Annotated in this window: 20 protein-coding genes; 5 read left to right on the top strand and 15 right to left on the bottom strand. The window is 58.9% G+C overall.

The annotated features are described in order from the left end of the window. Positions 1–61 precede the first annotated feature (61 nt). The 4 genes from HDE80_RS07520 to HDE80_RS07535 are packed head-to-tail and all read right to left on the bottom strand — an operon-like array spanning position 62 to position 2,519. On the bottom strand, positions 62–1,351 hold the full coding sequence (locus HDE80_RS07520) for an MFS transporter (RefSeq protein ID WP_184669435.1): 1,290 nt from the start codon (positions 1,349–1,351) through the stop codon (positions 62–64). Beyond that, a complete protein-coding gene (locus tag HDE80_RS07525) occupies positions 1,348–1,653 on the bottom strand; it encodes a 4Fe-4S dicluster domain-containing protein (RefSeq protein ID WP_184669437.1) in 306 nt (101 codons plus the stop codon). The genes HDE80_RS07520 and HDE80_RS07525 overlap by 4 nt, the downstream gene beginning before the upstream one ends. Further along, entirely contained in the window at positions 1,650–1,955 is a 306-nt protein-coding gene (locus HDE80_RS07530) for a hypothetical protein (RefSeq protein WP_184669439.1), read from the bottom strand. The genes HDE80_RS07525 and HDE80_RS07530 overlap by 4 nt, the downstream gene beginning before the upstream one ends. Positions 1,956–1,967: 12 nt before the next feature. Continuing rightward, on the bottom strand, positions 1,968–2,519 hold the full coding sequence (locus tag HDE80_RS07535; protein WP_184669441.1) for a sigma-70 family RNA polymerase sigma factor: 552 nt from the start codon (positions 2,517–2,519) through the stop codon (positions 1,968–1,970). Between the two features lie 704 nt (positions 2,520–3,223). Here HDE80_RS07535 and HDE80_RS07540 point away from each other — a divergent pair. Continuing rightward, positions 3,224–3,607: an HU family DNA-binding protein gene (locus HDE80_RS07540; protein ID WP_184602338.1), complete on the top strand. Its 384-nt coding sequence runs from the start codon at positions 3,224–3,226 to the stop codon at positions 3,605–3,607. Between the two features lie 187 nt (positions 3,608–3,794). On the opposite strand, the gene fetB is transcribed toward HDE80_RS07540, so the two are convergent. From fetB to HDE80_RS07570, 6 genes are all read right to left on the bottom strand, one after another. Then, on the bottom strand, positions 3,795–4,586 hold the full coding sequence (gene fetB / locus HDE80_RS07545) for an iron export ABC transporter permease subunit FetB (protein ID WP_184669443.1): 792 nt from the start codon (positions 4,584–4,586) through the stop codon (positions 3,795–3,797). Further along, positions 4,583–5,203 carry an ABC transporter ATP-binding protein gene (locus HDE80_RS07550; RefSeq protein ID WP_184669445.1) on the bottom strand — a complete coding sequence of 207 codons (621 nt, stop codon included), beginning with the start codon at positions 5,201–5,203 and terminating at the stop codon, positions 4,583–4,585. The genes fetB and HDE80_RS07550 overlap by 4 nt, the downstream gene beginning before the upstream one ends. A 136-nt stretch (positions 5,204–5,339) precedes the next feature. Continuing rightward, a complete protein-coding gene (locus HDE80_RS07555) occupies positions 5,340–8,465 on the bottom strand; it encodes a CusA/CzcA family heavy metal efflux RND transporter (protein WP_255483629.1) in 3,126 nt (1,041 codons plus the stop codon). Beyond that, entirely contained in the window at positions 8,462–9,670 is a 1,209-nt protein-coding gene (locus HDE80_RS07560) for an efflux RND transporter periplasmic adaptor subunit (RefSeq protein WP_255483630.1), read from the bottom strand. The genes HDE80_RS07555 and HDE80_RS07560 overlap by 4 nt, the downstream gene beginning before the upstream one ends. Next, on the bottom strand, positions 9,660–11,189 hold the full coding sequence (locus tag HDE80_RS07565) for an efflux transporter outer membrane subunit (RefSeq protein ID WP_345776422.1): 1,530 nt from the start codon (positions 11,187–11,189) through the stop codon (positions 9,660–9,662). The genes HDE80_RS07560 and HDE80_RS07565 overlap by 11 nt, the downstream gene beginning before the upstream one ends. A gap of 625 nt (positions 11,190–11,814) precedes the next feature. Beyond that, positions 11,815–12,093 carry a hypothetical protein gene (locus HDE80_RS07570; protein WP_184669447.1) on the bottom strand — a complete coding sequence of 93 codons (279 nt, stop codon included), beginning with the start codon at positions 12,091–12,093 and terminating at the stop codon, positions 11,815–11,817. A 261-nt stretch (positions 12,094–12,354) separates the two neighbouring features. Between HDE80_RS07570 and HDE80_RS07575 the strand changes: the two genes are divergently transcribed. After that, positions 12,355–14,133: a diguanylate cyclase gene (locus tag HDE80_RS07575; RefSeq protein ID WP_184669941.1), complete on the top strand. Its 1,779-nt coding sequence runs from the start codon at positions 12,355–12,357 to the stop codon at positions 14,131–14,133. A 215-nt stretch (positions 14,134–14,348) separates the two neighbouring features. Then, positions 14,349–14,753 (top strand): response regulator, encoded by a 405-nt coding sequence (locus HDE80_RS07580; RefSeq protein ID WP_184669449.1) that lies wholly within the window; start codon positions 14,349–14,351, stop codon positions 14,751–14,753. A gap of 137 nt (positions 14,754–14,890) precedes the next feature. Here HDE80_RS07580 and HDE80_RS07585 read toward each other — a convergent pair whose 3' ends face one another. Continuing rightward, a complete protein-coding gene (locus HDE80_RS07585; protein WP_184669451.1) occupies positions 14,891–15,364 on the bottom strand; it encodes a hypothetical protein in 474 nt (157 codons plus the stop codon). A gap of 121 nt (positions 15,365–15,485) precedes the next feature. On the opposite strand from HDE80_RS07585, the gene HDE80_RS07590 reads away from it, so the two are divergent. Both HDE80_RS07590 and HDE80_RS07595 read left to right on the top strand, forming a co-directional pair. Beyond that, positions 15,486–16,958 carry an ATP-binding protein gene (locus HDE80_RS07590; protein ID WP_184669453.1) on the top strand — a complete coding sequence of 491 codons (1,473 nt, stop codon included), beginning with the start codon at positions 15,486–15,488 and terminating at the stop codon, positions 16,956–16,958. Position 16,959: 1 nt separating this feature from the next. Then, positions 16,960–17,646, top strand: a complete 687-nt coding sequence (locus HDE80_RS07595; protein ID WP_184669455.1) for a response regulator — start codon at positions 16,960–16,962, stop codon at positions 17,644–17,646. 17 nt (positions 17,647–17,663) lie between these two features. Here the strand turns inward: HDE80_RS07595 and HDE80_RS07600 are convergent, their stop codons facing one another. The 4 genes from HDE80_RS07600 to HDE80_RS07615 form a co-directional block, all read right to left on the bottom strand. After that, a complete protein-coding gene (locus tag HDE80_RS07600; RefSeq protein WP_184669457.1) occupies positions 17,664–18,950 on the bottom strand; it encodes a divalent metal cation transporter in 1,287 nt (428 codons plus the stop codon). Positions 18,951–19,014: 64 nt separating this feature from the next. Beyond that, positions 19,015–19,302, bottom strand: a complete 288-nt coding sequence (locus HDE80_RS22150; protein WP_255483631.1) for a hypothetical protein — start codon at positions 19,300–19,302, stop codon at positions 19,015–19,017. Between the two features lie 193 nt (positions 19,303–19,495). After that, on the bottom strand, positions 19,496–19,960 hold the full coding sequence (locus tag HDE80_RS07610) for a glycine zipper 2TM domain-containing protein (RefSeq protein ID WP_184669461.1): 465 nt from the start codon (positions 19,958–19,960) through the stop codon (positions 19,496–19,498). A 116-nt stretch (positions 19,961–20,076) separates the two neighbouring features. Further along, on the bottom strand, positions 20,077–21,288 hold the full coding sequence (locus HDE80_RS07615) for a cation:proton antiporter (protein WP_184669463.1): 1,212 nt from the start codon (positions 21,286–21,288) through the stop codon (positions 20,077–20,079). Positions 21,289–21,334 lie beyond the last annotated feature (46 nt).

A 21,334-nucleotide genomic window follows, 5' to 3' on the forward strand; every position in this document is an offset into this window, starting at 1 on the left:
CCCAATCGTCGGGTTGACGTGGCCGTGCGAAGGCACGCTCAAAAAGAGAGCGTTGGACAATTCAAGATCCTGATTTGTTGACAGGCGGTTCGGCAATCAAGGCCGCCACCCTTTGCGGCGACAGCCGATTTCCAATGCCGCGTTGAAGTTGCCAAAGCAGTACGAACGCGACCAGCGACGTGCCGACGACAACGTAGCCGATCGTGTCGAAATGTTGGAGCTTGCCATCGGTGCCGAGCGTGACGATGTGGCCCGCGACAACGGAAGCTAGTCCGCCGGACAGTTGCTGCACAGAGGCGCCGATGGCGTTGAATGAGCCGCGCTGTGTATTCGCTGGCATCGCGGACATGAGCGCCTGAAACGGAATCATGCGCGAAAAGATCCCGACGAACATGACGGCATTGATCACGATGAGCATGGGCAAAGAGATCACTTTGAGGTGCGTATAAACCAACACCATAACGATAGACAGTGCTGTGCCGAGCGTGAACACGCGGAACTTGCCAAACGCATCGGCGGCTTTTCCGATCAGGGGACCGAAGAAGATGGTGCACAAGCCGGTCACCAGATAGACCATTGGAAGGCTATGCAGGTTGATACCCAGATTATTTACAACATAGGCGCTGCCAAATGGCATCAACATGAATCCGCCAGTCGTCACAAGCGCCGTCGTCGCGAAGGCGGCCAGGTAGCGCGGCTGGTTCACCGTATGAAGCAGATGCATCCATGGGCTGTGCTCCTGGGGCAAGCCGAGGTGGTCTGCTACGGGTTGCATGCGCCAACTCACGATCAAGCCACCGAGTACGCCAAGAGCGGCCATTGCCAGGAACGGCACGTGCCAATTCCATCGGTTGGATAAATACAGGCCGATCGGAATACCCAGCACCTGACTGGCGGCGAAAGCAGTCTGGATCAGGCCCATCACGCGACCGCGTATTTGCAGCGGGAACAAGTCGGTGGCAATGGCGAGCACGACCGAGCCGATGACGCCACCGAACAAGCCCGTCACGATTCGCGCCAGCAGCAGCGCCTGGAAGGTTTGGGCGAGCCCGCACCATAGCGTGCCCGCGATGAAGCCGATATAGAAGAAAAGCAGGATCTTCTTGCGGTCGAACCGGTCGGCAAAGCCAGCCGTCAACAAGCCTGACAAGCCAGCACTGAATGCGTACGCCGACACGACCAACCCGAACTGTTTGGGGCCGATGGCGAGCGCAGGCATGATCACCGCGCCCAGTGGGGACATCAGCATGAAATCGAGGATGACGGCAAACTGCAGGAACGCCAGTATCCCGACGACAAATTTCTGATAGCGGGAGAATTTCAGTGGCGAGGATGTGGCTGCAATGTTCATGCGTTTGTTCGAAGCCGGGTCAGGGTAATGGCATCTTCGGGGCACGCGCTGACGCATAGGCCACAGGCTCTGCAGGCATCAGCGTTCAGCGCGTACGCGACGTTCATGCCGTGCACGCGAAGTTTGAATTTGTGCAGCGTACCGAGGCTTCGATAGTCTTCGTCGTCGATCCGTCGAATTTCAAAAACATTCTCGGGGCACACCCGAACGCAATCTGCCTTTCCCTCGCATTTCTTCAGGTTGACGATCGGAGCAAATACGCCCGGTTCCTGCCTGCAGGTCGCCGTCTCTTTCGCGCTCATTCCCGGTTGTCCCAGCTTCGACCGCGCCGCATGTTCTGACGAAACTGCTCTCTCTCGTCCGCCGTCATGGCTTGCCATTTTTCCCAGCGTTGTCCGCGCCGTCCACCGCGTCCATGGAAGCCGCCAAACAGAATGCGGCTGAGGATCAGCAGTCCTAATGCATGTAGATAGTCGACCGGGTGACTGCCTGCAAACACAGCCGGAACAACGGCGTTCCATAGCAGCATGACCAACCAGCCAAGCACAGCTATAGCCGCCAGGATGAGTACCGCCTTGCCCAGGAATCTGAATTTAAACGTCATGTCTGTCTCCTTTTAAATTTCAAGTTCGTCGTATACGGTTTGCAAACGCGCCCGCAGATGCAGCACCGCATAGCGTTTGCGTGCGAGCAACGTATTGAGAGTTACGCCGGTTCGAGCCGAGATTTCTTTGAAGCTGTTTCCTTCAAATTCGTGCGCAACAAAAACTTCTCTCTGGTTCTCAGGCAGCTCATCGAGAGCCTGCTGCAAAGCCTTCAGCAGAGTGGATCTCGCATATTCCGCTTCAGGGCCCGCTTCGGGCGAGGGAAGGGCGAGGTCCAGTCGCAGCTCGCTGTCATCGCCGCCGAGGTCGCTCGTTTCGCTGATTGGGCGTGCCTTCTTTTTCCGGAAATGATCGACAATGCGATTGCGCGCCACGCGAAACAGCCACGCGCTGACATGCTCGATCGGCTCAGGAAGACGGTACGCTTCGATAAACTCGTAAAAGACGTCCTGCAAGATATCTTCCGTTTCTGCCTGATCGCGAACGCGACCCCGGATAAAATTACCGAGCCTCAGGCGTTCACGCATGACAGTTGCAGCAATAGCGCTGTCTTTGTCTGTCATTGGGTTCGGGGTATCGGCGGGTACATACGTCTGAAGACGTTTCAGAGTCAGAAATATTGTGGTTCACCACGATATATTGGTGATACCACGCGGTACAGCCGAGTTGCAGCGAGCTTTTTCATCAGCTCGGTCTCGCCAAGCGGATGCTGCAGGGCCAGGTTCCGGGATCTGGGACAGAGTTCCGGTTTGGCTAGAGAGATCATGCCGGATGCTCGATTAGCCTTAGGCTGAGCATCCATTGAAGCGAAGAAAATCACGTGATGGCGTGTCGAGCGTGGTTTCGTCGCTCTAGATTGAGGCGGCGGCCAATGGATCAGCAGCCTTGCCTGAGAACACGCCAACGCGCTGATGTCTGTTGAATAGAGCCACGATCTTCCTCGGCATCATGAGCATAAATTATTGAAAAATATCATTTATATGGCTTATGTTGTTGTGCCGTAATTTGTCGGCAGGCCGGTCACATTGAACGGTCTTGTGTACTTATTGGTAGCGTGCCCGGGCCCGATATTTTGCTAAGCGGATAGACAAGGTGGATCTCCCAGGCACCTATGCCATACCCCGGAGGCAAGTGCGTACCTTGCCAGTGCGAGCCTGAAAAATTCTGCGGCGAGCAATATCAGTTTGGAAATCGATCAAAGTTGTCCTACATTGCGTTAGCCGCATAAAAGGTGGCTCATCGAAACGCCGAACCTAAAGGAAATGACATGGCAACAGCTAAAAAGGCCGCACCCGCAAAAGCAGCCGTCAAAGGCAAGTCGGCATCCGTCGCTCACAAGCCCATCAAGGATGCTTTGAACAAAACGACGCTCGTCGCGCATATCGTTGAAGCGAGTGGTGTGATTGCGAAGGATGTGCGCGCGGTATTGGCTGCACTCGAGGGTGCGGTTGCAGGCTCCGTCCATAAGAAGGGTGTTGGCTCATTCACATTACCTGGCCTGCTGAAGATTTCGGCTATCCAGGTTCCCGCGAAGGCCAAGCGTAAAGGTATTAATCCTTTTACCAAGGAAGAACAGTGGTTTGCCGCCAAGCCGGCATCGGTCAAGGTCAAAGTGCGTCCGCTGAAAAAACTGAAGGATGCGGCAGCTTAAGAGATACGTTGCCAGATTATGGGGATAGATCTGGCTACATCGCCGCAGAGTTGGGTGTACGTGGCCGCCTTAGCCACGTACACACATAGGCGAATTTGTGTGGACTGAGTGGTTGACCTGCATCACAGAGCGAGCAGAACGATCAGCCGGTGACGGCTCGTGATCTTCTCCACGGCGCCATCGGCGTTTAGCGAAGCTGATCCAGCCGCAGGCGCTGGCGTCCGTCGGTAAGACGCCATGCGGCGGAATATGCGACCGCCACGGCGACCAGGCCGCTGGCCCCTGACAAGAGAAACATCAGCAGGATCTGGTATTTGACGGCTTCAACCGGATCGAGCCCTGCCAGGATCTGGCCGGTCATGATGCCGGGCAGGGTGATGATGCCGGCGGCAGACATCTGGTTGATGATCGGCACCATGCCCCGGCGAATCGAGCCACGTATCAGGGTAGCCATGGCAGACCAGTAGGGGTGGCCGAGCATCAGGCGTGCTTCGATACCTGGCTGTGCTGCTTCCACGCCGCTAAGCACGCCATCCAGTGCAATGCTTCCCGCGTTCAACACACTGCCCAGAATGATACCGACGAGCGGAATAGTGTAATGCGGGTCGAACCACGGGTCGGGCCGTATGGCTGTAATCAGTGCAAAAACGCTGGCCAGCGTTGTGGCCCCCGCCACGCTCACCAGACCAATCAGATAATTCTGTCCGTGGACGAGTGACCGATCCGGCCGCGCTGCCACTTCGCGCGCAGCGACCAGAACCATGATCATCACGATGAGACCGGTTGCTGCCGGGTTGTTGAGGGCAAAGACAAATTTCAGCACGTAACCGATCATGACGAGTTGCACGACCATGCGAGTGGCCGCTATCGCGATCTGCTTGTGCAAACCCAGACGAAGAAAGATCGATAGTGCAATGTCGACGATGACCAGTGATGCGGCAATCGACAAATCCGTTGGATGTAGCAGGATGGTTTTCATGCGGGCAGTACCTTGCCATCCTTGATATGCATGGTCTGGTTTCCCAGCCGCTCGGCTTGGGCAGGATCATGTGTTACCAGGATCAGCACGAGGCCACGTTCGAGCTCGCTGGCGAGAAGCGATTCCACGGCGGCCACGCTTTCCTGATCCAGCGAACTGGTGGGCTCGTCAAGGAGGAGTACCGCGGGCTTTGCCACCAAGGCCCGGATGAGAGCAAGCCGCTGCCGTTCGCCGGTCGATAGCCGCAGAACCTGCCGGCTGAAAATGTCTTCGGGCAATCGCAACTGACGAGCTAGCTCTGTCGCGGTGGTTTTGTTCTTTTCTTCAAAATGCTCAGCCACCGTTGGCGCCCACCATCCCGCCTGCGCAGGCACCAGCGTCACCTTTTGACGCCACTGCGGCGCAGGCATGGTCGTGCGATCCTCATCGCCAAGCAAGACCTTGCCCTCGGCGGCATCCATGTCCGCCACCATGCGCAGAAAAACGCTTTTCCCCGATCCCGATGCCCCAGTGACTGTCAGGCATGTTCCCCGATCAATCGACATGCTGAAAGGCCCTGCCCAGGTATTGCGCAGTGCGTCTATTCGGAGATTTACGGTCTGAGTGGCGTGATCCATATCGTGGCTGCTCGCATCCGGTATCTAGCGTGGCGATTTATTCGTCCACGCTAGAGAACCATGGCAGCCCTTACAAGAAGCTTCGTTAAAGCCCGGCGAATCACATGACTTCGAACATATAGCCGAAGAAAACACCTCAAACTTCCAGCCGATCATCCTTCCGTGCCACGAGCGCATACAACGCCGGCATCAAAAAGATGCTGATCAACAGTCGCGTGAACAAACCGCTGACAATGACCAAGGCGAACGGCCGTTGCGTATCCGTACCGACACCGGTGGCAAGCGCCGCGGGCAACAGTCCCAGTGCCGCCACCAGCGCGGTCATCATGATCGGGCGCAGGCGCAGGATGGCGCCTTGGCGGATGGCCTCGGTGACGTCGACACCGCCGCGCCTGAGTTCATTGACGTAGGAGATATAAACGACGGCCGTTTGCACGGAGACACCGAACAGCGCGAGGAAGCCGATGCCGGATGACACGGAGAATGGTGTGCCGGTGAGCCAAAGCGCCACGATGCCGCCGACCGGCGCCGACAGCAGCACACCGGCCACGGTGATGAAGGGGAATTTGAAATTGCTGTAGAGGGTGAACAGCAGCAGGAAGATCAAGCCCAGGGTTAGCGGCAGGATGATGTTGAGCTGGGCACGCGACGCAGTGTATTCCGAGTATTCGCCACCCCAGTCAAGGCGATAGCCCTGCGGCAGGGTAATGGTCTTGTTGACCTGCGCAATGGCGTCCTCCACGGCGCCGGCCAGATCGCGGCCTTCCACCGAGAACTGCACGCCGATGTAGCGTGAGTTGTCCTGACGGTAGATGAAGGAGGCGCCGTTGGTGACCTTGATGTCGGCGAATTCCTTCAGCGGAATTTGCTGGCCGCCCGGCGTGGCGACCAGGATATTGCCGATCTCTTCGGGGTTGTCACGATACTTCTGTTCAAGGCGCACGACGAGATCGAACTGTTTTTCCTGCTGCACAACTTGGGTGGCCACATCGCCGCCGATCGCGGTGGTGATCAGGCCGTTGATGTCGGACACATTCAAGCCGTAACGGGCGATCGCGGCGCGGTTGATCTTGATGGTGAGGCTGGGTTGTCCCAACTCCTGCACCAGGGTCACGTCGCGGATGCCACGGACTTTTTCCAGTACCTGCTTGATCGCCTTGCCTTTCTGCTGCAGGGTGTTCAGATCGGCACCAAAGACTTTCACCGCGAGTGCGCTCTTCAGTCCGGTCTCGGCTTCATCCACCGCATCCTCGGCCGGCTGGGTGTAATTGAAGTTGATGCCGGGGAACGCCTCGAGCTTGCGGTTGATCGCGGCAATCAATTCAGGTTTGGTGCGGTAGCTGCCGCTCCACTGTGAGTACGGTTTGAGGCCGACATAAAACTCGACGTTGAAGAAGCCGGTCGAATCGGTGCCGTCATCAGGCCGGCCCAACTCCGAAGCAACCGTGGTGACCTCGGGGAAGGTTCGCAGGATGTCGCGTATCTTCGGCGTAATCCTGGCTGATTCGTCGAACGAGATGGTGTACGGCATGGTGGCGCGCACCCACAGCGCGCCTTCGTCCAGCTGCGGCATGAACTCGGCACCGATGCGCGGGATCAGCAGCAGCGAGCCCAGCAGGATGACGGTGGAGGCCAGCGTGGTCGCCCACGGATAGGCGAGGCACAGATCGAGGCCTTTGACGTAAACCGACTTGATCGCCTCGAACACCACGTTGCGCCGCTCGCGCACGCCTTTGCGCATGAACCACGCACACAGCACCGGCAGCAGGGTCAGTGTGACGATCAGCGAACCGACCAGGGCGAAGATCATCGTGTCCGCCATCGGCTTGAACAGCGTGCCTGATGGCCCTGACAGCACGTAGATCGGCAGGAAGCTGACCACGATCACCGCAACGGCGTAGAACAGTGGGCGATCCACCTCTGCGGCTGCATCGCGGATGATTGCCCTGACGCTGAGTGGCGTGCCTTTGCGCTCGGCGATCTGACGGAAGATGTTTTCCACCATCACCACCGCACCATCGACCAGGATGCCAAAGTCGATGGCACCGATCGACAGCAGGTTGGCCGATGCACCCTGGACGTCCAGGCAGATGAAGGCAAACAACAAGGCCAGTGGAATCGTGACGGCAACGATCAAGCCCGCACGGAAATCGTAGAGGAAAAAGATCAGCACCACGATGACCAGCAGCATGCCGCGCAGCAGGTTGTCTTCGACGATCTTGGTGGTCAGCGCGATCAGGTCGCTGCGGTCGTAGTAGGGCACGACCTTGACGTCCTTGGGCAGTACGCCGTTGTTGAGTTCGTGCGTTTTGGCTTCGACGCGCTTGAGTACGTCCTGGGTTTTCTCGCCGGTGCGCAGCAGGATCACGCCTTCGACGGCGTCGTCCTGTTTCTCGTAGCCAAACTCACCCAGTCGCGGCGCAATGCCGATCGCCACGCGGCCCACGTCCTTCAACAGTATCGGCGTGCCGTCATGTACCGCTAACACCACATTGCTGATGTCCTCCAGCGTGTCCATACGGCCCAGGCCGCGCACGTAGTAGAACTGGCCACCCTGCGAATAGAAGCCACCGCCAGCGTTGTCGTTGTTGGACGCCAGCGCCGCTTCGATCTGCACAGCGGACAGGCCGACCGAAGCGATCTTGGCCTGATCGAGCAGCACCTGATATTGCATGGTGCCGCCGCCGAAGCCCGAGTCATCGGCGACGCCGGGGACCGATCGGTACTGCGGTTCGACCGTCCACGCTTCGAGCGTTTTCAGCTCCATCGGCGAGCGGTCGGGGCTTTGCAGCACGTAGCGATAAATCAGTCCCGACGGTGCGGACAGCGGCGATACCGAAGGCGTGACTCCGCTTGGCAGGCTGGGATCGCCCAGCCGGTTGAACACTTCCTGCCGGGCAAAATTATCGTCAGTGCCGTTGTTGAACGTGATGATGACGTCCGACAATCCGTACAGCGAAATCGAGCGTGCGTTGGCGACCTTCGGGATGCCGTTCATCGCGAGCTCGACCGGCACGGTGATCAGTCGCTCCACTTCTTCGGCAGCGTGCCCTGGCCACTGTGTGATGATCTCGACAATGGGCGGCGAGAGGTCGGGATACGCATCCACCGGCAGGCGCTGCAGCGATCTTGCGCCGGCACCGGTCAGTAACAGCGTCAGCAGGATGATCAGCAGCGGTTGGGCCAGTGATGAGCCGACCAGCCGGTTCATGATCGACGCCGTGCGCGACGGCGTCTCGTCAGGAGGTAGTTGGTCGCTCATTGGTTTTGCATGAACTGGACGAAGATGCCACCGTCGACCACGACCTGGTCACCCGCATGCAGACCGTCAGGAATGTTGAACTGATCGCCGGTCCGGTCACCCAGGGTCACCGATCGCCGCGCGAAGCTGCCGTCCTGCTGGGCGACATAGACGAAGGGCAGGTTCTCGTCGTCGCGCAAAATCGCCGATACCGGCACGAGCAATCCGCTGTGTGATTGGCGCGAATGAATCCGCACGGTGACGTACATCTGTTTCTTCAGAAAATCGCCCGGGTTGTCGACCACGACGCGCGCGATCACCGAACGGGTGTCGGGATTCACCAGCGCGGCGATGTTGTCTACGGTGCCTGGAAAGTTTTTACTGCCGATGCCTGTTACCACCTCCGCCGGGTCACCGAGGCTGATCGAATCGAGGTCAGACCCGGAGACCTGCGCCATGACCCAGACCCGTGAGAGATTGGCCACGGTGAAACACGGCGTGGTACCAGCCTGCAGCAGCAGGCCTGGCGTGATCAGCTTTTCCGCCACGGTGCCGGCAATCGGGGAACGGATGATGCCCTCGATATGCGACACCGTGCGGCCCTGCTGGATACCCTTGATCGCGTCTGGATCGATATCCAGTGCAATCAGAGCCTGCAGAGCGGCATCGCGATCAGCTTCGGCGTTGACGGCATCGGTTTGCGCCTGCTCGTTTTCGCGTTGGGCGACGCCTTCATGCTGGCCCAGATCCTTGTCGGCGTCAGCAAGACGGCGGTCGGTTTTTGCCGTCGCGAGCGCCTTGGCATAGGCGCTGACGGCGGCGGCAAAGTCGGGTGAGTCGACCATGGCCAGCGGCTGGCCTTTCTTGACGCGATCGCCGGGAGAAACCAGCAGCCGGGTTACCGGACCGGAGAAGGGCGCGATCACGCTGGTGGCCTGATCGTTGTCGAAATCGACGGCACCGGTGGTCTCGACCGTCTTGTGAAACGTCGACGGTGCCACGGTGTAGAGCTTGATGTGCTGGCGCTGGTCTGAGGTCATCGTCACGTTGTGTGCGGTGACGGATGCGGGCTGTACGTTCGTGTCAGCGTCCGTTTTGGACGAACACGCGGTGAGCGACACAAGCATTGCGATGATCATGGTGGCAACGGCAACCCGGTGCGGTAGTTCACCGGGACGTTGCGCAGGCGAAGTCCCCGGTATTGCGTGCAGCAAATTATTTTTCATTTTTGTCCTGCATTGAATCGTTCTGCATCGAATCCGCATTGGCCAAGTCCGCGCGGTTCCACCAGCCGCCTCCCAGCGCCTGAAACAGCGCAGCCGTATCGGAAAAACGGTTGGCCTGCGCCTGCACCAGGTTGATCCGGGCCTGTTGATAGCCCTGTTCCGCGCTCAACAACGAAAGATAGTTGGCGTAGCCGGCCTTCCATTGCCGCTGCGACAGATCCAGGGTGATCTTGGCGGCATCGGCAGCGTGAGCTGCCGCCTTCAGGCCCTCGGCGTCCTGCTCAAGCGCGGTCAGGGTGTCGGCGACATTCTGGAACGCACCCAACACGGTGCTGCGATATTGTTCGGCTGCTTCGACATAGGCCGCCTTCGCAGCACGCTCCTGGTGCAGCAGGGTGCCACCCTGAAAAATCGGTGCGGTGATGGCCGCACCAATATTCCAGAAGCCGGTGCCTGACTTGAACACCTGCCCCATCGCCAGCGCCGTGCTGCCAGCATTCGCAGTCAACGCAATATTCGGCAGCCGGTTGGCGGTGGCTACGCCGATCTGGGCGCTGGCAGCATGCATGTTGGCCTCGGCCTGCAGCACGTCGGGACGCTGAGCCACCAGTTCGGAAGGCAGGCTCAGCGGCAAATCCTGTGGCAGTTGCAGGCTCGCCAGATCAAAACTTCCGCCCGGTATCTCATTCGGAAAGCGGCCGACCAGGACAGCCAGCAGATCATGCTGCTGGGCCAGTTGCTTGATCAGCGGCGGTAGCGTGGCGGTGACCTGCGCCAGCTGCGATTCCTGCGCGGCGACATCGAGTCGGCCGACATATCCCTTGGTCAACTGGTATTGCAGGATCTTCAGCATGTGCGTGTTGATGTCGACCAGCTGATGGGTCGCATCCACCTGCGCCTGCAGCGATGCCTCCTGCACCACGGCGGCCACCACGTTGGTGCTGAGCGTGATCTGCGTCGCGATGGTCTGGAAACGGACAGCCTGTTCCTGCGCCTGCAGGGATTCCACCGTTCGACGATTCAGTCCGAAAATATCGGGTGCATACGAAATGCTGAGCTGCGGGGTGAATAAGTCGTACCGATAGGCGTTGTTGCTGGGTACGGGAGCGAGTGAACCCGGTGGGTCCTTTTCGCGCGAGGCCGAAAAGCTCCCCGAGACGCTGGGGTAAAACGCACCGTGTCCAGCCTTGGTCGTTTCACTGGCCACCAGCAGGGCAGCTTGTGCCGCCTTGAGATCGGCATTGCTTTTGAGTGACTGCTCAATCAGTGCGTTCAGCGGGGTGGAATGAAACAACGTCCACCAGTCGCCGGGAATGTTGGCCCCGTTGGCGAAGCGCTGTGCTTCGCCTCCGGTGATGTTCTGACTGCTGACCGTGGTTGAAAGCGGATGATCGGTGTAGCTGGTGACCTTGGGAGCCGCCGGCTTCTTGAAGTCGGGACCCACCGCGCAACCGGCAATCAGCAGACAAGCCAGCGTCGCAGCGAACGACATCGAATGGGCAAGCGGCCAGCTCGCCACTTTGTTCCTATCCAGACCACTATTCTTCAATTTCTTCGGAATGCCCATAGGCCTCACAGCTAGGTGATACGCGCCAACCGTCAGGCATCGAAGCCACGGTCGAGCTGATGCTCGACACGGTGTCAGTTCGATACATAGTAACAACGGATGCCAAGCCCGCGAGGATAGGCTGTCAAAGGGTTTTGGAGAAGCTTTTGTATGGCTGCAGGTATATGTTTGCCGCCGCTATCGCCGCAATTACTTGCATGGCCGTATCGGGGGTGTCGTGACGCTACCGAGCCTGTTTGGTTCGCATGAAAAAGCGTGTGCTTCGCGACGTGACAAAGCGTTGCTAAGACGACCCAATCGGTTCTCACGATTTTGATCAGGGTCGCAAGTTGAAGCCGCCACACTTCAACACGGAAGCGCTGGCGCGTGAGTACGTGCATTGTATGGACAAGATGATTGATTGCGTGGTGCTGACGACCAGCATGGCCCAATCTTCAACGTAGCGTAACTATCAGCCCCGCAGCTTTAGCATGCTGCTTGGGTAGCTGAACTGGTCAAAGCCTGGGCAAGAGCTGCTGTCGCGCTGAAGTTAGTCCAGGTAGCTACCCGCCAATCCCGAGGGGGCTGAATCTTCCGATTAACGCGGGGAGACAGTCGCCGGCTTCCAACCGCTGTGCTTGGCACGATCTGCAGAGGCGGATGTCCGACAGGCGTAAAAGCTGGACCAATCCAGCTGACTCTGTGCGGTGCCGGCATGACAGGCGATCAACGTGTTCGCGCGCAGCCGATCGTTGTCGAAATACTGAGCCGGATCGTAGTGCGCGCTACGCAGCGTGGCAGGGTCGGGTGACTGCTGGCAGGCCATGATGGAGAGGATCATGGCGGTAAACAGGATGATTTTTTCGACAGCAGTCAAGACGGGCTTTCCATAGGTCGGTGTACGGCGCCATTAGGCCGTCCTCTGCGCAGAATGGCAATCAGCAAAACACTCGTCGCATGACGGTCAAGGATTTATGAGCCCTCGGTTGCTCAAAACGTGACTGAGGCACTGTGTTTCAGGTGGGCGTGCATTCGTAACCGTTTGGCTAGACGCGTTGTTAGAGTAGTCTGACAACGCAAGAGGTGCTGAACACCGGAGCTTTATTCTGTGATGCACACTGCCGAACCCATGGAGGAAATGCCTGCCAACAACACTGTTGTCGAGCGGTCCCGGATGACTCGGCTTCGCTCGTTGAATATTCTGGATACGCAGGCCGAGCCGTTATTCGATGCCATCACCAAGGCGGCCGCGCTGGCCACCGGTATGCCGATCGCGCTGATCACCTTGATCGACGAAAACCGCCAATGGTTCAAGTCCAACGTCGGTTTGCCTGGCGTACAGGAAACACCACGTGACGTGGCGTTCTGTTCCCACACGATCCAGGGCGACGATGTGATGGAAATCCCCAATGCGCTGAGGGATGCACGCTTTGCAAAAAATCCGCTGGTAACGGGAAATCCGGATATCCGCTTTTATGCCGGTGCGCCGATCACGTTGCATGATGGACTGCGCATGGGAGCACTCTGTGTCATCGACCAAAAGGCCAATGCGCTGAGCGAAAATCAGCGCCTGGCACTGAAGGAACTGGCACGCGCTGCGGCGGAGGCCTTGGATCAGCGCGCTGTACTTCTGGAAAGAAATGACGCGCTTGTGCGCGAAGCCGAGGCGGCAAGCCTTCAGGCAAAGATAGCTGCACGGCTTGAAAAAAAGCTGCAGGCGAGCGAGGCCTTTCTTGACCGTACCGGGCGCGCGGCCGGCGTCGGTGGCTGGGAAATCAATCTGTTGACCAATGAAATCATCTGGTCCGATGAAACCTGCCGGATACATGAAGTGCCGCCGGGCTATCTACCGACGATGAAGGAAGCGCTCGAATACTACGCGCCAGCCGCAAGAGAGGTCATGCGGGCGGCCGTGCAAAAAAGTCTCGAAGAGGGGCGTGGATGGGATCTTGAATTGCCCTTTGTCACGGCGAAAGGTCGTCATATCTGGGTTCGCGCCGTCGGTAACGTTGAGCAAGGGGAGGGGAAGCCGCTTCGCCTGGTCGGTGCTTTGCAGGACGTTACTTTGCGCAAGCGGGCCGTCACCGCGTTGGAAGGCAGCGATCGTCGGTTTCGCAAATTGTTTGAGTACAGCCTCGGCTTGATTTGTACCCACGATGCCGACGGTATTTTGCTTTCAGTCAACCCGGCCGCCGCGCGTTCGCTCAATTATTCAATCGCTGATCTGCTGGGTCGGTCGCTGGCAGATTTCATGCGCGAAGCGCGTCGTCCGGGGTTTCAGAGCTATCTCGATCGGATCTTTGCCACCGGTGCAGATTCCGGTGTACTTGAATTGGTCGCTGGCGACGACAGCTTGCGGACCTGGGAGTACCACAACGTGCTCGACGGCGAGGGTGATGAGCCGTACGTGTTGGGGCACGCGCAGGACATCACTGAACGGCAGCAGCACCAGCGCAAGCTCGAGGAATGGTCGATACGCGATCCGCTGACGGGTTGTTTCAATCGGCGATATATCACCGAGCTGGCAGCCTCCATGGGCGAGCTGGATCGATGGGGTTGTATTACGTTCGACCTTGACCGCTTCAAGCTGGTCAACGACAAATATGGGCATCAGCGTGGCGACGAAGTGCTGGTTGCCATGGCAAAGTTCTTGTTGAACCATCTCAGGCCCGAGGACGCCGTGGTACGGCTGGGTGGTGACGAGTTTCTGGTCCTGCTCCGGCATGCGGATGCATTCCTGACCGAAAGCGTTGCCAAGCGTATTGCTGATGATCGTAAAACCGCGCCGATCAGTTTCACCATGGGCTCCGCTTATCGCCATTCCGGGGAGCAGCTGGAGCACATGCTGGCTGAGGCCGACAAGCGCCTGTACGAAGTTCGCGCCCTGCGCTCAACGCCAAACGCCGAGCGCAGATAGCTGGTTCAGCATTCGCAGGATTTATCGATTTTGCCGCAGGGTCGCGGGAATGGCGTCGCCAACCTGTTATTCGCCGCGTCGCCGGCGCATTATCGTGTGCCAAGGGGCCCCTTGGGTGAGGCTTGCGATGCAGGCCTCACGAGTTCATCCCAGTCGAGTAAACTGAGTGCTCAGGGGGAGTCATACATACCCGCAAACTGCAAGCGAAGGTAATCATGGGCGCCGACAAGGTTGTCCTCATTGTTGATGACGATCACGCCGTATTGGAAACGATGCGGATGTTGCTCGAAGGCAAAGGCGGTTTTCGCGTGCACTGCGTTGTGGGCTCAAGCGGGGCCTCCGGCTTTCTTTCGAGACAAGAACAGGTCGATGTCGTCATAGCGGACGTGATTCTCGCCGGGGAAACCACGGGTATCGACATCTGCGAACTCGCCAGACGTCGGCATCCCGAGGTGGGTCTGGTCGTTATCTCCGCCGATCCGAATACCGATCCCGAAGAAGTGCCGGAGCGTAGCGTCTATCTGCGCAAGCCCTTCGGAGGCAAGGAACTCATCGAAGCGATCGAGCGTGTACAGGCTTTTGCCACGCTTGGTTTAACCGAGGCGTTGCCTGATAGCTGATATCGGTTCAGGTGTGAATGTTCGAGTTATCGCTGAACATTACGGCCGGTTCGTTAGCTTGGAAAAAACGCCCCATGGGGGCGTTTTTCTTTTCTGCAGATTCCAGCGTGGCCAATTTGTCATCGTGTAATCCGTCATTAGCCTTGCGGCGGCGGCGGCGGTGGCATCAGGTGTGGTCCGCGCCACGGTCCGCCCGGCGGTGGCGGCGGTGGAAAAGCGGCCGACCAGCGAGCCATGCCCTGATCGCCGATGATGCTCTGCAGGCTACGGCAGGTTTCCGCATCCATATCGCGACGCTGCTGATCCAGACGCTGTGCTTGTGCGGCCTGGCGCTCGAATACTTGCTGCACCTTGGTCGCCTGTGTGCTGCTGATGCCCAGATCCTTGGCGAACCCGTCGTCACTAGCGGGAACGGGCGGCCAAGGCCGCGGTGGAGGCGACGGCAAAGGTAGCGCACCGTTGCCAACACAGCCGGGGGGCGGCGGCGGCAAGCCGCCGGCGAACCGTGCAGGCGGGGTTCCGACATCGGGCGGCGAGGGTTGAACGGCTTGCGCAACGGCCGTGCCTGCGACGGTCATGGCGATCAAGGCGCAGAGAAATCGGGTTTGCATGTGGATGCTCCTGTGTGGTGCCGGTCGGCCCGGCACACTCCACGATGACCTCCCACTTCGCAGGAATTATGCAGGGAATGCGGACGCGTATTTTCAAGCACCGGGTTATCCTGCATGGCCGATGGATACTCCGACGCCAGCCGCATCCAATGACTCGCCGCGCACGCGTTTGCGTCTGCGCGTGGTGCACAAACTTTTTCTGCTGCTGGCGCTCACGATTGCGCTGGCGCTGGGCACGCTGGGTAGTATCACCATCCTCAACCTGCGCAGCGGCTTTGTCGCTTACGTCAACACGCTTGATCTGGCGCGACTATCGCCGCTAACGCAGGCACTGGATCAGCGCGCAGATGCAATGCATGGTTTCGATGATTTGCGTGATCGTGAAAAATGGGATGCGCTACTGCACGAGATACTGGATCCGAAACCACCGCGCGGTGCACCGGATCCATCCAGCAGGTATCCGCGACCGCCGCCTGCGCCGGATCACGACGATGTTCCACCGCCACAACCAGCGTTGCCTCTGCCGCCGCGCGTGTCGCTGCTCGATGCGCAACATCGCCTGATCGTCGGTGCGCCGTTAGGGGCTGATGCTTTGCAACGGCCGCTGCAGCAAGACGGAGTACTGGTTGGCTGGCTTGCGCTGCAGCCGCTCACGCATCCGGTGGAAAGTCGCGATACCGATTTTCTTTCGGTACAGGTGCACGACATGGCGCTGATCGCCGGGTTGCTTTTGCTGCTGGCGCTAGGCATCGCCTGGATATTCGCGCGCCATCTGCTGGGACCACTGCGCGATGTGGAGCAGGCGGCCGACCAACTTGCCAACGGCAACTATCACCTGCATCTGGATACCTTGCGCCGCGACGAATTAGGGGATCTGGTCAGGCATATCAATCGGCTCAGTGCCGCGCTGCAGTCGCACGAAACGGCGCGTCGGCGCTGGATTGCCGACATCTCGCATGAACTGCGCACGCCGTTGTCGATCGTGCGCGGTGAAGTCGAAGCGATGCAGGACGGCGTGCGCACGGTCGATGCCGGCGGCGTGCTGTCGCTGCATGAGGAAGTGATGCGGCTGGATCGTCTCGTCGATGATCTGCATCAGCTGTCGATGGCCGATCTCGGGACGCTGAGTTATCGCTTGCAAGTGATCGATATCGCGGAGCTGTTGCGTGCTGCCATGGTGCGCTTTGCGCCAATGGCGCGCGAATCGGAACTTGTACTGGAGCAGGATTTGTCGCCAGCGTTCGTGCAAGTCGATGCTGACCGCATCCGCCAGCTGATCGACAACGTTATCGGCAACAGCCTGCGCTACAGCGATCGTGGTGGTCGTGTGCGTATCGGCATGGCAATGCAAACGCATACGGTAGACATCATTGTCGACGACACACCACCGGACGTTGATGCGGACTCCTTCGCACGGCTGTTCGAGCCGCTCTATCGCGGCGAAGCTTCGCGCGACCGCAAGCGCGGCGGCAGTGGGCTTGGTCTGGCCATCGCGCAACGTATTGCGCTGGCGCATAACGGCGAGTTGCGCGCGTTGCCATCGCCGCTCGGCGGCCTGCGCATCGTATTGACCCTGCCTCTAGTACAAAGCTGAGATGACAACCACACAGTACATCCTGATTGCCGAGGACGAGCCGAAGATTGCCGCGCTGCTGAGCGAATATCTTCAGGATGCTGGATACCTTGCATCAATCGTCGATGAAGGCGACCGCGTATTGCAGGCCATCGGCGACCATCAACCTGATCTGCTGCTGCTCGACGTGATGCTACCCGGCAAGGATGGGTTGCAGATTCTGCGTGAGTTGCGCAAGGACAATCCGTTGCCGGTAATCATGCTGACCGCACGCGTGGAGGAAATCGATCGTCTGCTCGGCCTGGAGTTTGGCGCCGATGATTACGTCTGCAAGCCGTTCAGTCCGCGCGAAGTGGTGGCGCGGGTGCGTGCGCTGCTGCGTCGTACGAGCGGGTCGGTACCCATCAATCCATTTGTTGTCGATGAGAGCATGCAGCGCATTCTGGTTGCCGGTAAACCGCTGCCGTTGACCACCACCGAGTACCGCTTGCTGCAGACGCTAGTCGCGCATCCTGGCCGCGTTTATTCGCGCGATCAGTTGCTGGATCTGATGCATGACGAGTTGCGCGATGTCACCGATCGTGTCGTGGATAGCCACATCAGAAATCTCCGCCGCAAGCTCGATGATCTCGTGCCGGGCGGCCCGTATATCCATTCGGTGTATGGCGCGGGCTACCGTTTCGAGTCCTCGGAAGCGGCGTCACCCTGAAGTCGGTGGCATCAGCTTTACTTGCCCCAGGTCACGAACATCATGATTGCCGCTGTGGCCATGGTTGCCGTAGCCAGCCAGCCGAAAATTTTCAAGGGCATGGGCATGGTGAACTCTCCCATGACCCTGGACTGCGATCCCATCAACATCATCACGATCATCAAGGGTACGGCGACCACACCATTGATCACTGCGCTCCAGTAAAGCGCCTTGATCGGATCCAGCGATGTGAGGTTCAAGGCGATGCCGGCCACACTGGCTACGATGAGTACGCCGTAGAAGAATTTCGCCTCGCGCATTTTGTGCTGAAGGCCGCTGAGTTGGCCGAATGCACCGGCCGCTGCATAGGCGGTGGCACCGGCGAGTACGGGAACCGCCAACAGACCGGTGCCGATGATGCCGGCTGCGAAGAGGGCGAACGCCAAATTACCCGCCAGTGGCCGCAAGGCCTCCGCGGCTTCTGATGATGACTGGATATCGATCTTGCCGTTGGCGTGCAGCACCACGGCTGCCGTGAGAATGATGAAGAACGCGATCACATTGGAGAAAATCATCCCCACCGTCGTGTCGATCCCGATCCGACGAAGTGTGCTGGGTGCTTGCAGCGGTGCAAGGAGCAGGGGGGCGCGATCCGTGCCCGCTTCGATCTCTTCGACCTCCTGCGCCGCCTGCCAGCAAAACAGGTAAGGACTAATCGTCGTTCCAAGAAGCGCGACAAGACCCACCGCATACTTGGCGTTCCATGTCACCGGCGGAATGACGATGCTCTTGAGCACGGGCAGCCAATGCACGTGAATTACCATGACCGTGGCGACGTAGGCGAAAAGACTGAGCGTGAGCAACTTGAGGATCGGCGAGTATCGTGAGAACGGAATGAAGACCTGCAGCACTAGCGACAACAGCGCGAAACCGCCCGCGTATAACAGCGCCGGCCCACCGATCAAAAGCTTGAGCGCTGCGCCCATTGCGCCAATGTCTGCCGCAAGATTGATGACGTTGGCTACGAAAATCGATACCACGAGTCCGTACACCAGTTTGCGCGGATAGTAGGCACGAATGCCATCCATCAGGCCGTGGCCGGTCACGCAGCCGATGCCCGCACTGATTGCCTGGATCGCGATCATCAGTGGCATGGTGAACAGAATGCACCACAGCATGCCATAGCCAAACGCCGCGCCGACCTGAGAGTAGGTGGCTATGCCGCTGGGATCGTCATCCGCCGCACCGGTAATCAGTCCCGCGCTCAAGTTTCGCCATACCGGAATTCCGGGTGTGCTTTTGCCTACGTGCACGCGATTGATCATGCTGCGGGCTCCCTGCGCGAATGCCCTCTGTGCGCCTGGACAGCATGGCACAAGCAATGTTCGTCTAGTGGATGACGATAGATATTTGTCGGTTGCGCATCGGGTACTTACTGTCTTTTGAATTACCGCGGTCGAACTCGGCTTGGTGGCTGATGTCGCCGTCAAAGCTCATATAACGTTTCGACGACAGGCATTTCATCTCGTTGCAGGCACGCTCTGCCGAAAATTTTTCAAGCGGATATTGCTGATGACAGAACACATCCAACTGCGTGATCGACCCAGCCGTGCCTTGTGGTGCCGACGGTTTCGATGCACTGATAGTGAGCTGCTTGAAGCGGTACGCGCTATTCACAGCATCGACCCGATCGAGATAGGCCTCTACCTTTCAACGCGTCGTGCGCTGGAAGCGTTCAGGGTTACGAAGGCTGCCTGAAATCGCCGTGGTTCGATGTGCAGATGGGAAAACTCTTGAGGTGCAACCAAACAAAACGCCCCGGTCGGGGCGTTTTCTCTTCAATAATATTTACTTAAGAGAAAGTCTCGGCTCAGCGAATGCGCGTGATATTTCCACTCTGGTCGAGCTGCACGAGATCACCCTGGCGAATAGCGCTGGCGTCCTTGACCTGGACATTGGCGTAGCTGCCGTTACCCATGCGCAGGCGCACCAGCCAGCTCTCGCTGCTACCGCTCTTGCCGATGGCGTTGCCGGCGAAGCCGCCACCCACCGCACCGCCGACCGTGGCGATCTTGCGGCCGTTGCCTTTGCCTATCTGGTTGCCCAGTACGCCGCCGGCCACGGCGCCGATGATGGCGCCGGCCACACCGTGGTTACTGCCCTGGGTGATGTTTTGCTCCACGCTTTGCACTGTGCCGCACTGGTCGCAGCGCAGATAGATGCCGTCCTGGCGGACCAGCACGCCACTGCCGTCCGGACTGGCACTGGCCACACCGGCGCTGCCGAGTGTCAAAGCTGCAGCAAGGGACAGAGCAAACAAGGGTTTAATGTTCATGAATATTCCCGAATTGGAGAGGGCACTTTTTCTTGCCGCTTGGTCATTCTAATCAGCTCAGCTGAATCGCTGGTCAATTCGTATCAGGTTTCTTCAGAGCTGCGAATCACTCCATTTTACGGAAGAATTTTTGAATCGATTTCCTGCAATTCGCTGTCGCTACCAGCCCGTTTGAGCAACCACGCCAGCACCGGCGGGGTGACCATGGCGGTGAGCAGCGACATCGCCACGATGATGGCGTACATCCGATTGGTGAAAACGCCAGCAGCCAAGCCGAGGCTGGCGATAACCACGCCCACTTCGCCACGCGGAACCATGCCGAAACCAATGATCGTGGCGCTGCGCCTGCCCAGTGACAGCGAACCCAGCCAGCCACCGGCCAGCTTGGATACGATGGCGATCACGGTGATTACTGCGAGCATGATCAGCGCATCGGCATTGGCCAGCTCGTGAAGGTCGATCTTGCTGCCAGTCACCACGAAGAAGAACGGTGTCAGTAGCGCGAGCAGCGGCATCATCTGCTTTTCCAGCGTGTGCCGCTGCTGGGTTTCCGAGGCGATCATGCCAGCCAGGAATGCGCCGATGATGGCAGCCAGTCCGAACAGCGTGGACAGGTAGGCCAGCCCCAGACACATCGCCAGCACGATCATCAACGGCGAATGCGGATCGCGCGGTTTCTCCAGCCAGTTGGAATTCCAGCGCATCACCCGTGTGCCACCCCAACCGATCAACGCGATAAAGCCGATCGCACCCGCCAGCACCACCAGCAGGTGCAAGGGGTCGAAACCGCCACCGCCCTGCAGCGACACCACGACGCCGAGCAGCAGCATGGCGAGGATGTCATCGATCACCGCAGCACCCAGAATCACCTTGCTCTCGATCCGCTGCAGCGCATGCAGTTCCTGCAGCACCCGTGCCGTAATACCGGCTGACGTCGCGACAAACGCCGCTGCGACGAACAGCGATTTGTCCCAGCTGAAGCCGCTACCGTGTGCCCACAGGCTACCCATGCCGAACGGTATGACGACGCCCAGTACGCCGACCAGAAAGGCGACCTTGCCGACTTTCTTCAGATCTTCCAGCCGCGTTTCCAGGCCGACGGAAAACAGCAGCAGTACCACGCCGATTTCGGCCAGCACATCCAGCGGCATGCCAACGGCGATCTGATCGGGCGTGATCAGGCCGAGCAATGACGGCCCAACGACGCAACCGGCAGCAATCTCACCGACGACGCCAGGCAGTTTTAGTCGCTGCGCAATTTCACCGCCAAGTTGCGCAGCGATAAACACAACAAAGAGGGTGAACAGGATGTCGCTAGCATGCTGCATGCGGCGCGCTCAGGCTGTCGTTGGAGATAGCATCCTACATGCATGC

Origin of the sequence: Rhodanobacter sp. A1T4, from assembly GCF_014207185.1 — a bacterium.
GTDB lineage: Bacteria > Pseudomonadota > Gammaproteobacteria > Xanthomonadales > Rhodanobacteraceae > Rhodanobacter.

What these genes read in the sequence shown, in the direction of transcription:
- HDE80_RS07615 (WP_184669463.1), bottom strand. Translation starts at nt 21,288, where the DNA reads ATGCAGCATGCTAGCGACATCCTGTTCACCCTCTTTGTTGTGTTTATC.
- HDE80_RS07525 (WP_184669437.1), bottom strand. Translation starts at nt 1,653, where the DNA reads ATGAGCGCGAAAGAGACGGCGACCTGCAGGCAGGAACCGGGCGTATTT.
- HDE80_RS07590 (WP_184669453.1), top strand. Translation starts at nt 15,486, where the DNA reads ATGGATACTCCGACGCCAGCCGCATCCAATGACTCGCCGCGCACGCGT.
- HDE80_RS07535 (WP_184669441.1), bottom strand. Translation starts at nt 2,519, where the DNA reads ATGACAGACAAAGACAGCGCTATTGCTGCAACTGTCATGCGTGAACGC.
- HDE80_RS07600 (WP_184669457.1), bottom strand. Translation starts at nt 18,950, where the DNA reads ATGATCAATCGCGTGCACGTAGGCAAAAGCACACCCGGAATTCCGGTA.
- HDE80_RS07575 (WP_184669941.1), top strand. Translation starts at nt 12,355, where the DNA reads ATGCCTGCCAACAACACTGTTGTCGAGCGGTCCCGGATGACTCGGCTT.
- HDE80_RS07555 (WP_255483629.1), bottom strand. Translation starts at nt 8,465, where the DNA reads ATGAGCGACCAACTACCTCCTGACGAGACGCCGTCGCGCACGGCGTCG.
- HDE80_RS07585 (WP_184669451.1), bottom strand. Translation starts at nt 15,364, where the DNA reads ATGCAAACCCGATTTCTCTGCGCCTTGATCGCCATGACCGTCGCAGGC.
- fetB (WP_184669443.1), bottom strand. Translation starts at nt 4,586, where the DNA reads ATGAAAACCATCCTGCTACATCCAACGGATTTGTCGATTGCCGCATCA.
- HDE80_RS07560 (WP_255483630.1), bottom strand. Translation starts at nt 9,670, where the DNA reads ATGAAAAATAATTTGCTGCACGCAATACCGGGGACTTCGCCTGCGCAA.
- HDE80_RS07580 (WP_184669449.1), top strand. Translation starts at nt 14,349, where the DNA reads ATGGGCGCCGACAAGGTTGTCCTCATTGTTGATGACGATCACGCCGTA.
- HDE80_RS07530 (WP_184669439.1), bottom strand. Translation starts at nt 1,955, where the DNA reads ATGACGTTTAAATTCAGATTCCTGGGCAAGGCGGTACTCATCCTGGCG.
- HDE80_RS07595 (WP_184669455.1), top strand. Translation starts at nt 16,960, where the DNA reads ATGACAACCACACAGTACATCCTGATTGCCGAGGACGAGCCGAAGATT.
- HDE80_RS07540 (WP_184602338.1), top strand. Translation starts at nt 3,224, where the DNA reads ATGGCAACAGCTAAAAAGGCCGCACCCGCAAAAGCAGCCGTCAAAGGC.
- HDE80_RS07520 (WP_184669435.1), bottom strand. Translation starts at nt 1,351, where the DNA reads ATGAACATTGCAGCCACATCCTCGCCACTGAAATTCTCCCGCTATCAG.
- HDE80_RS07550 (WP_184669445.1), bottom strand. Translation starts at nt 5,203, where the DNA reads ATGGATCACGCCACTCAGACCGTAAATCTCCGAATAGACGCACTGCGC.
- HDE80_RS07610 (WP_184669461.1), bottom strand. Translation starts at nt 19,960, where the DNA reads ATGAACATTAAACCCTTGTTTGCTCTGTCCCTTGCTGCAGCTTTGACA.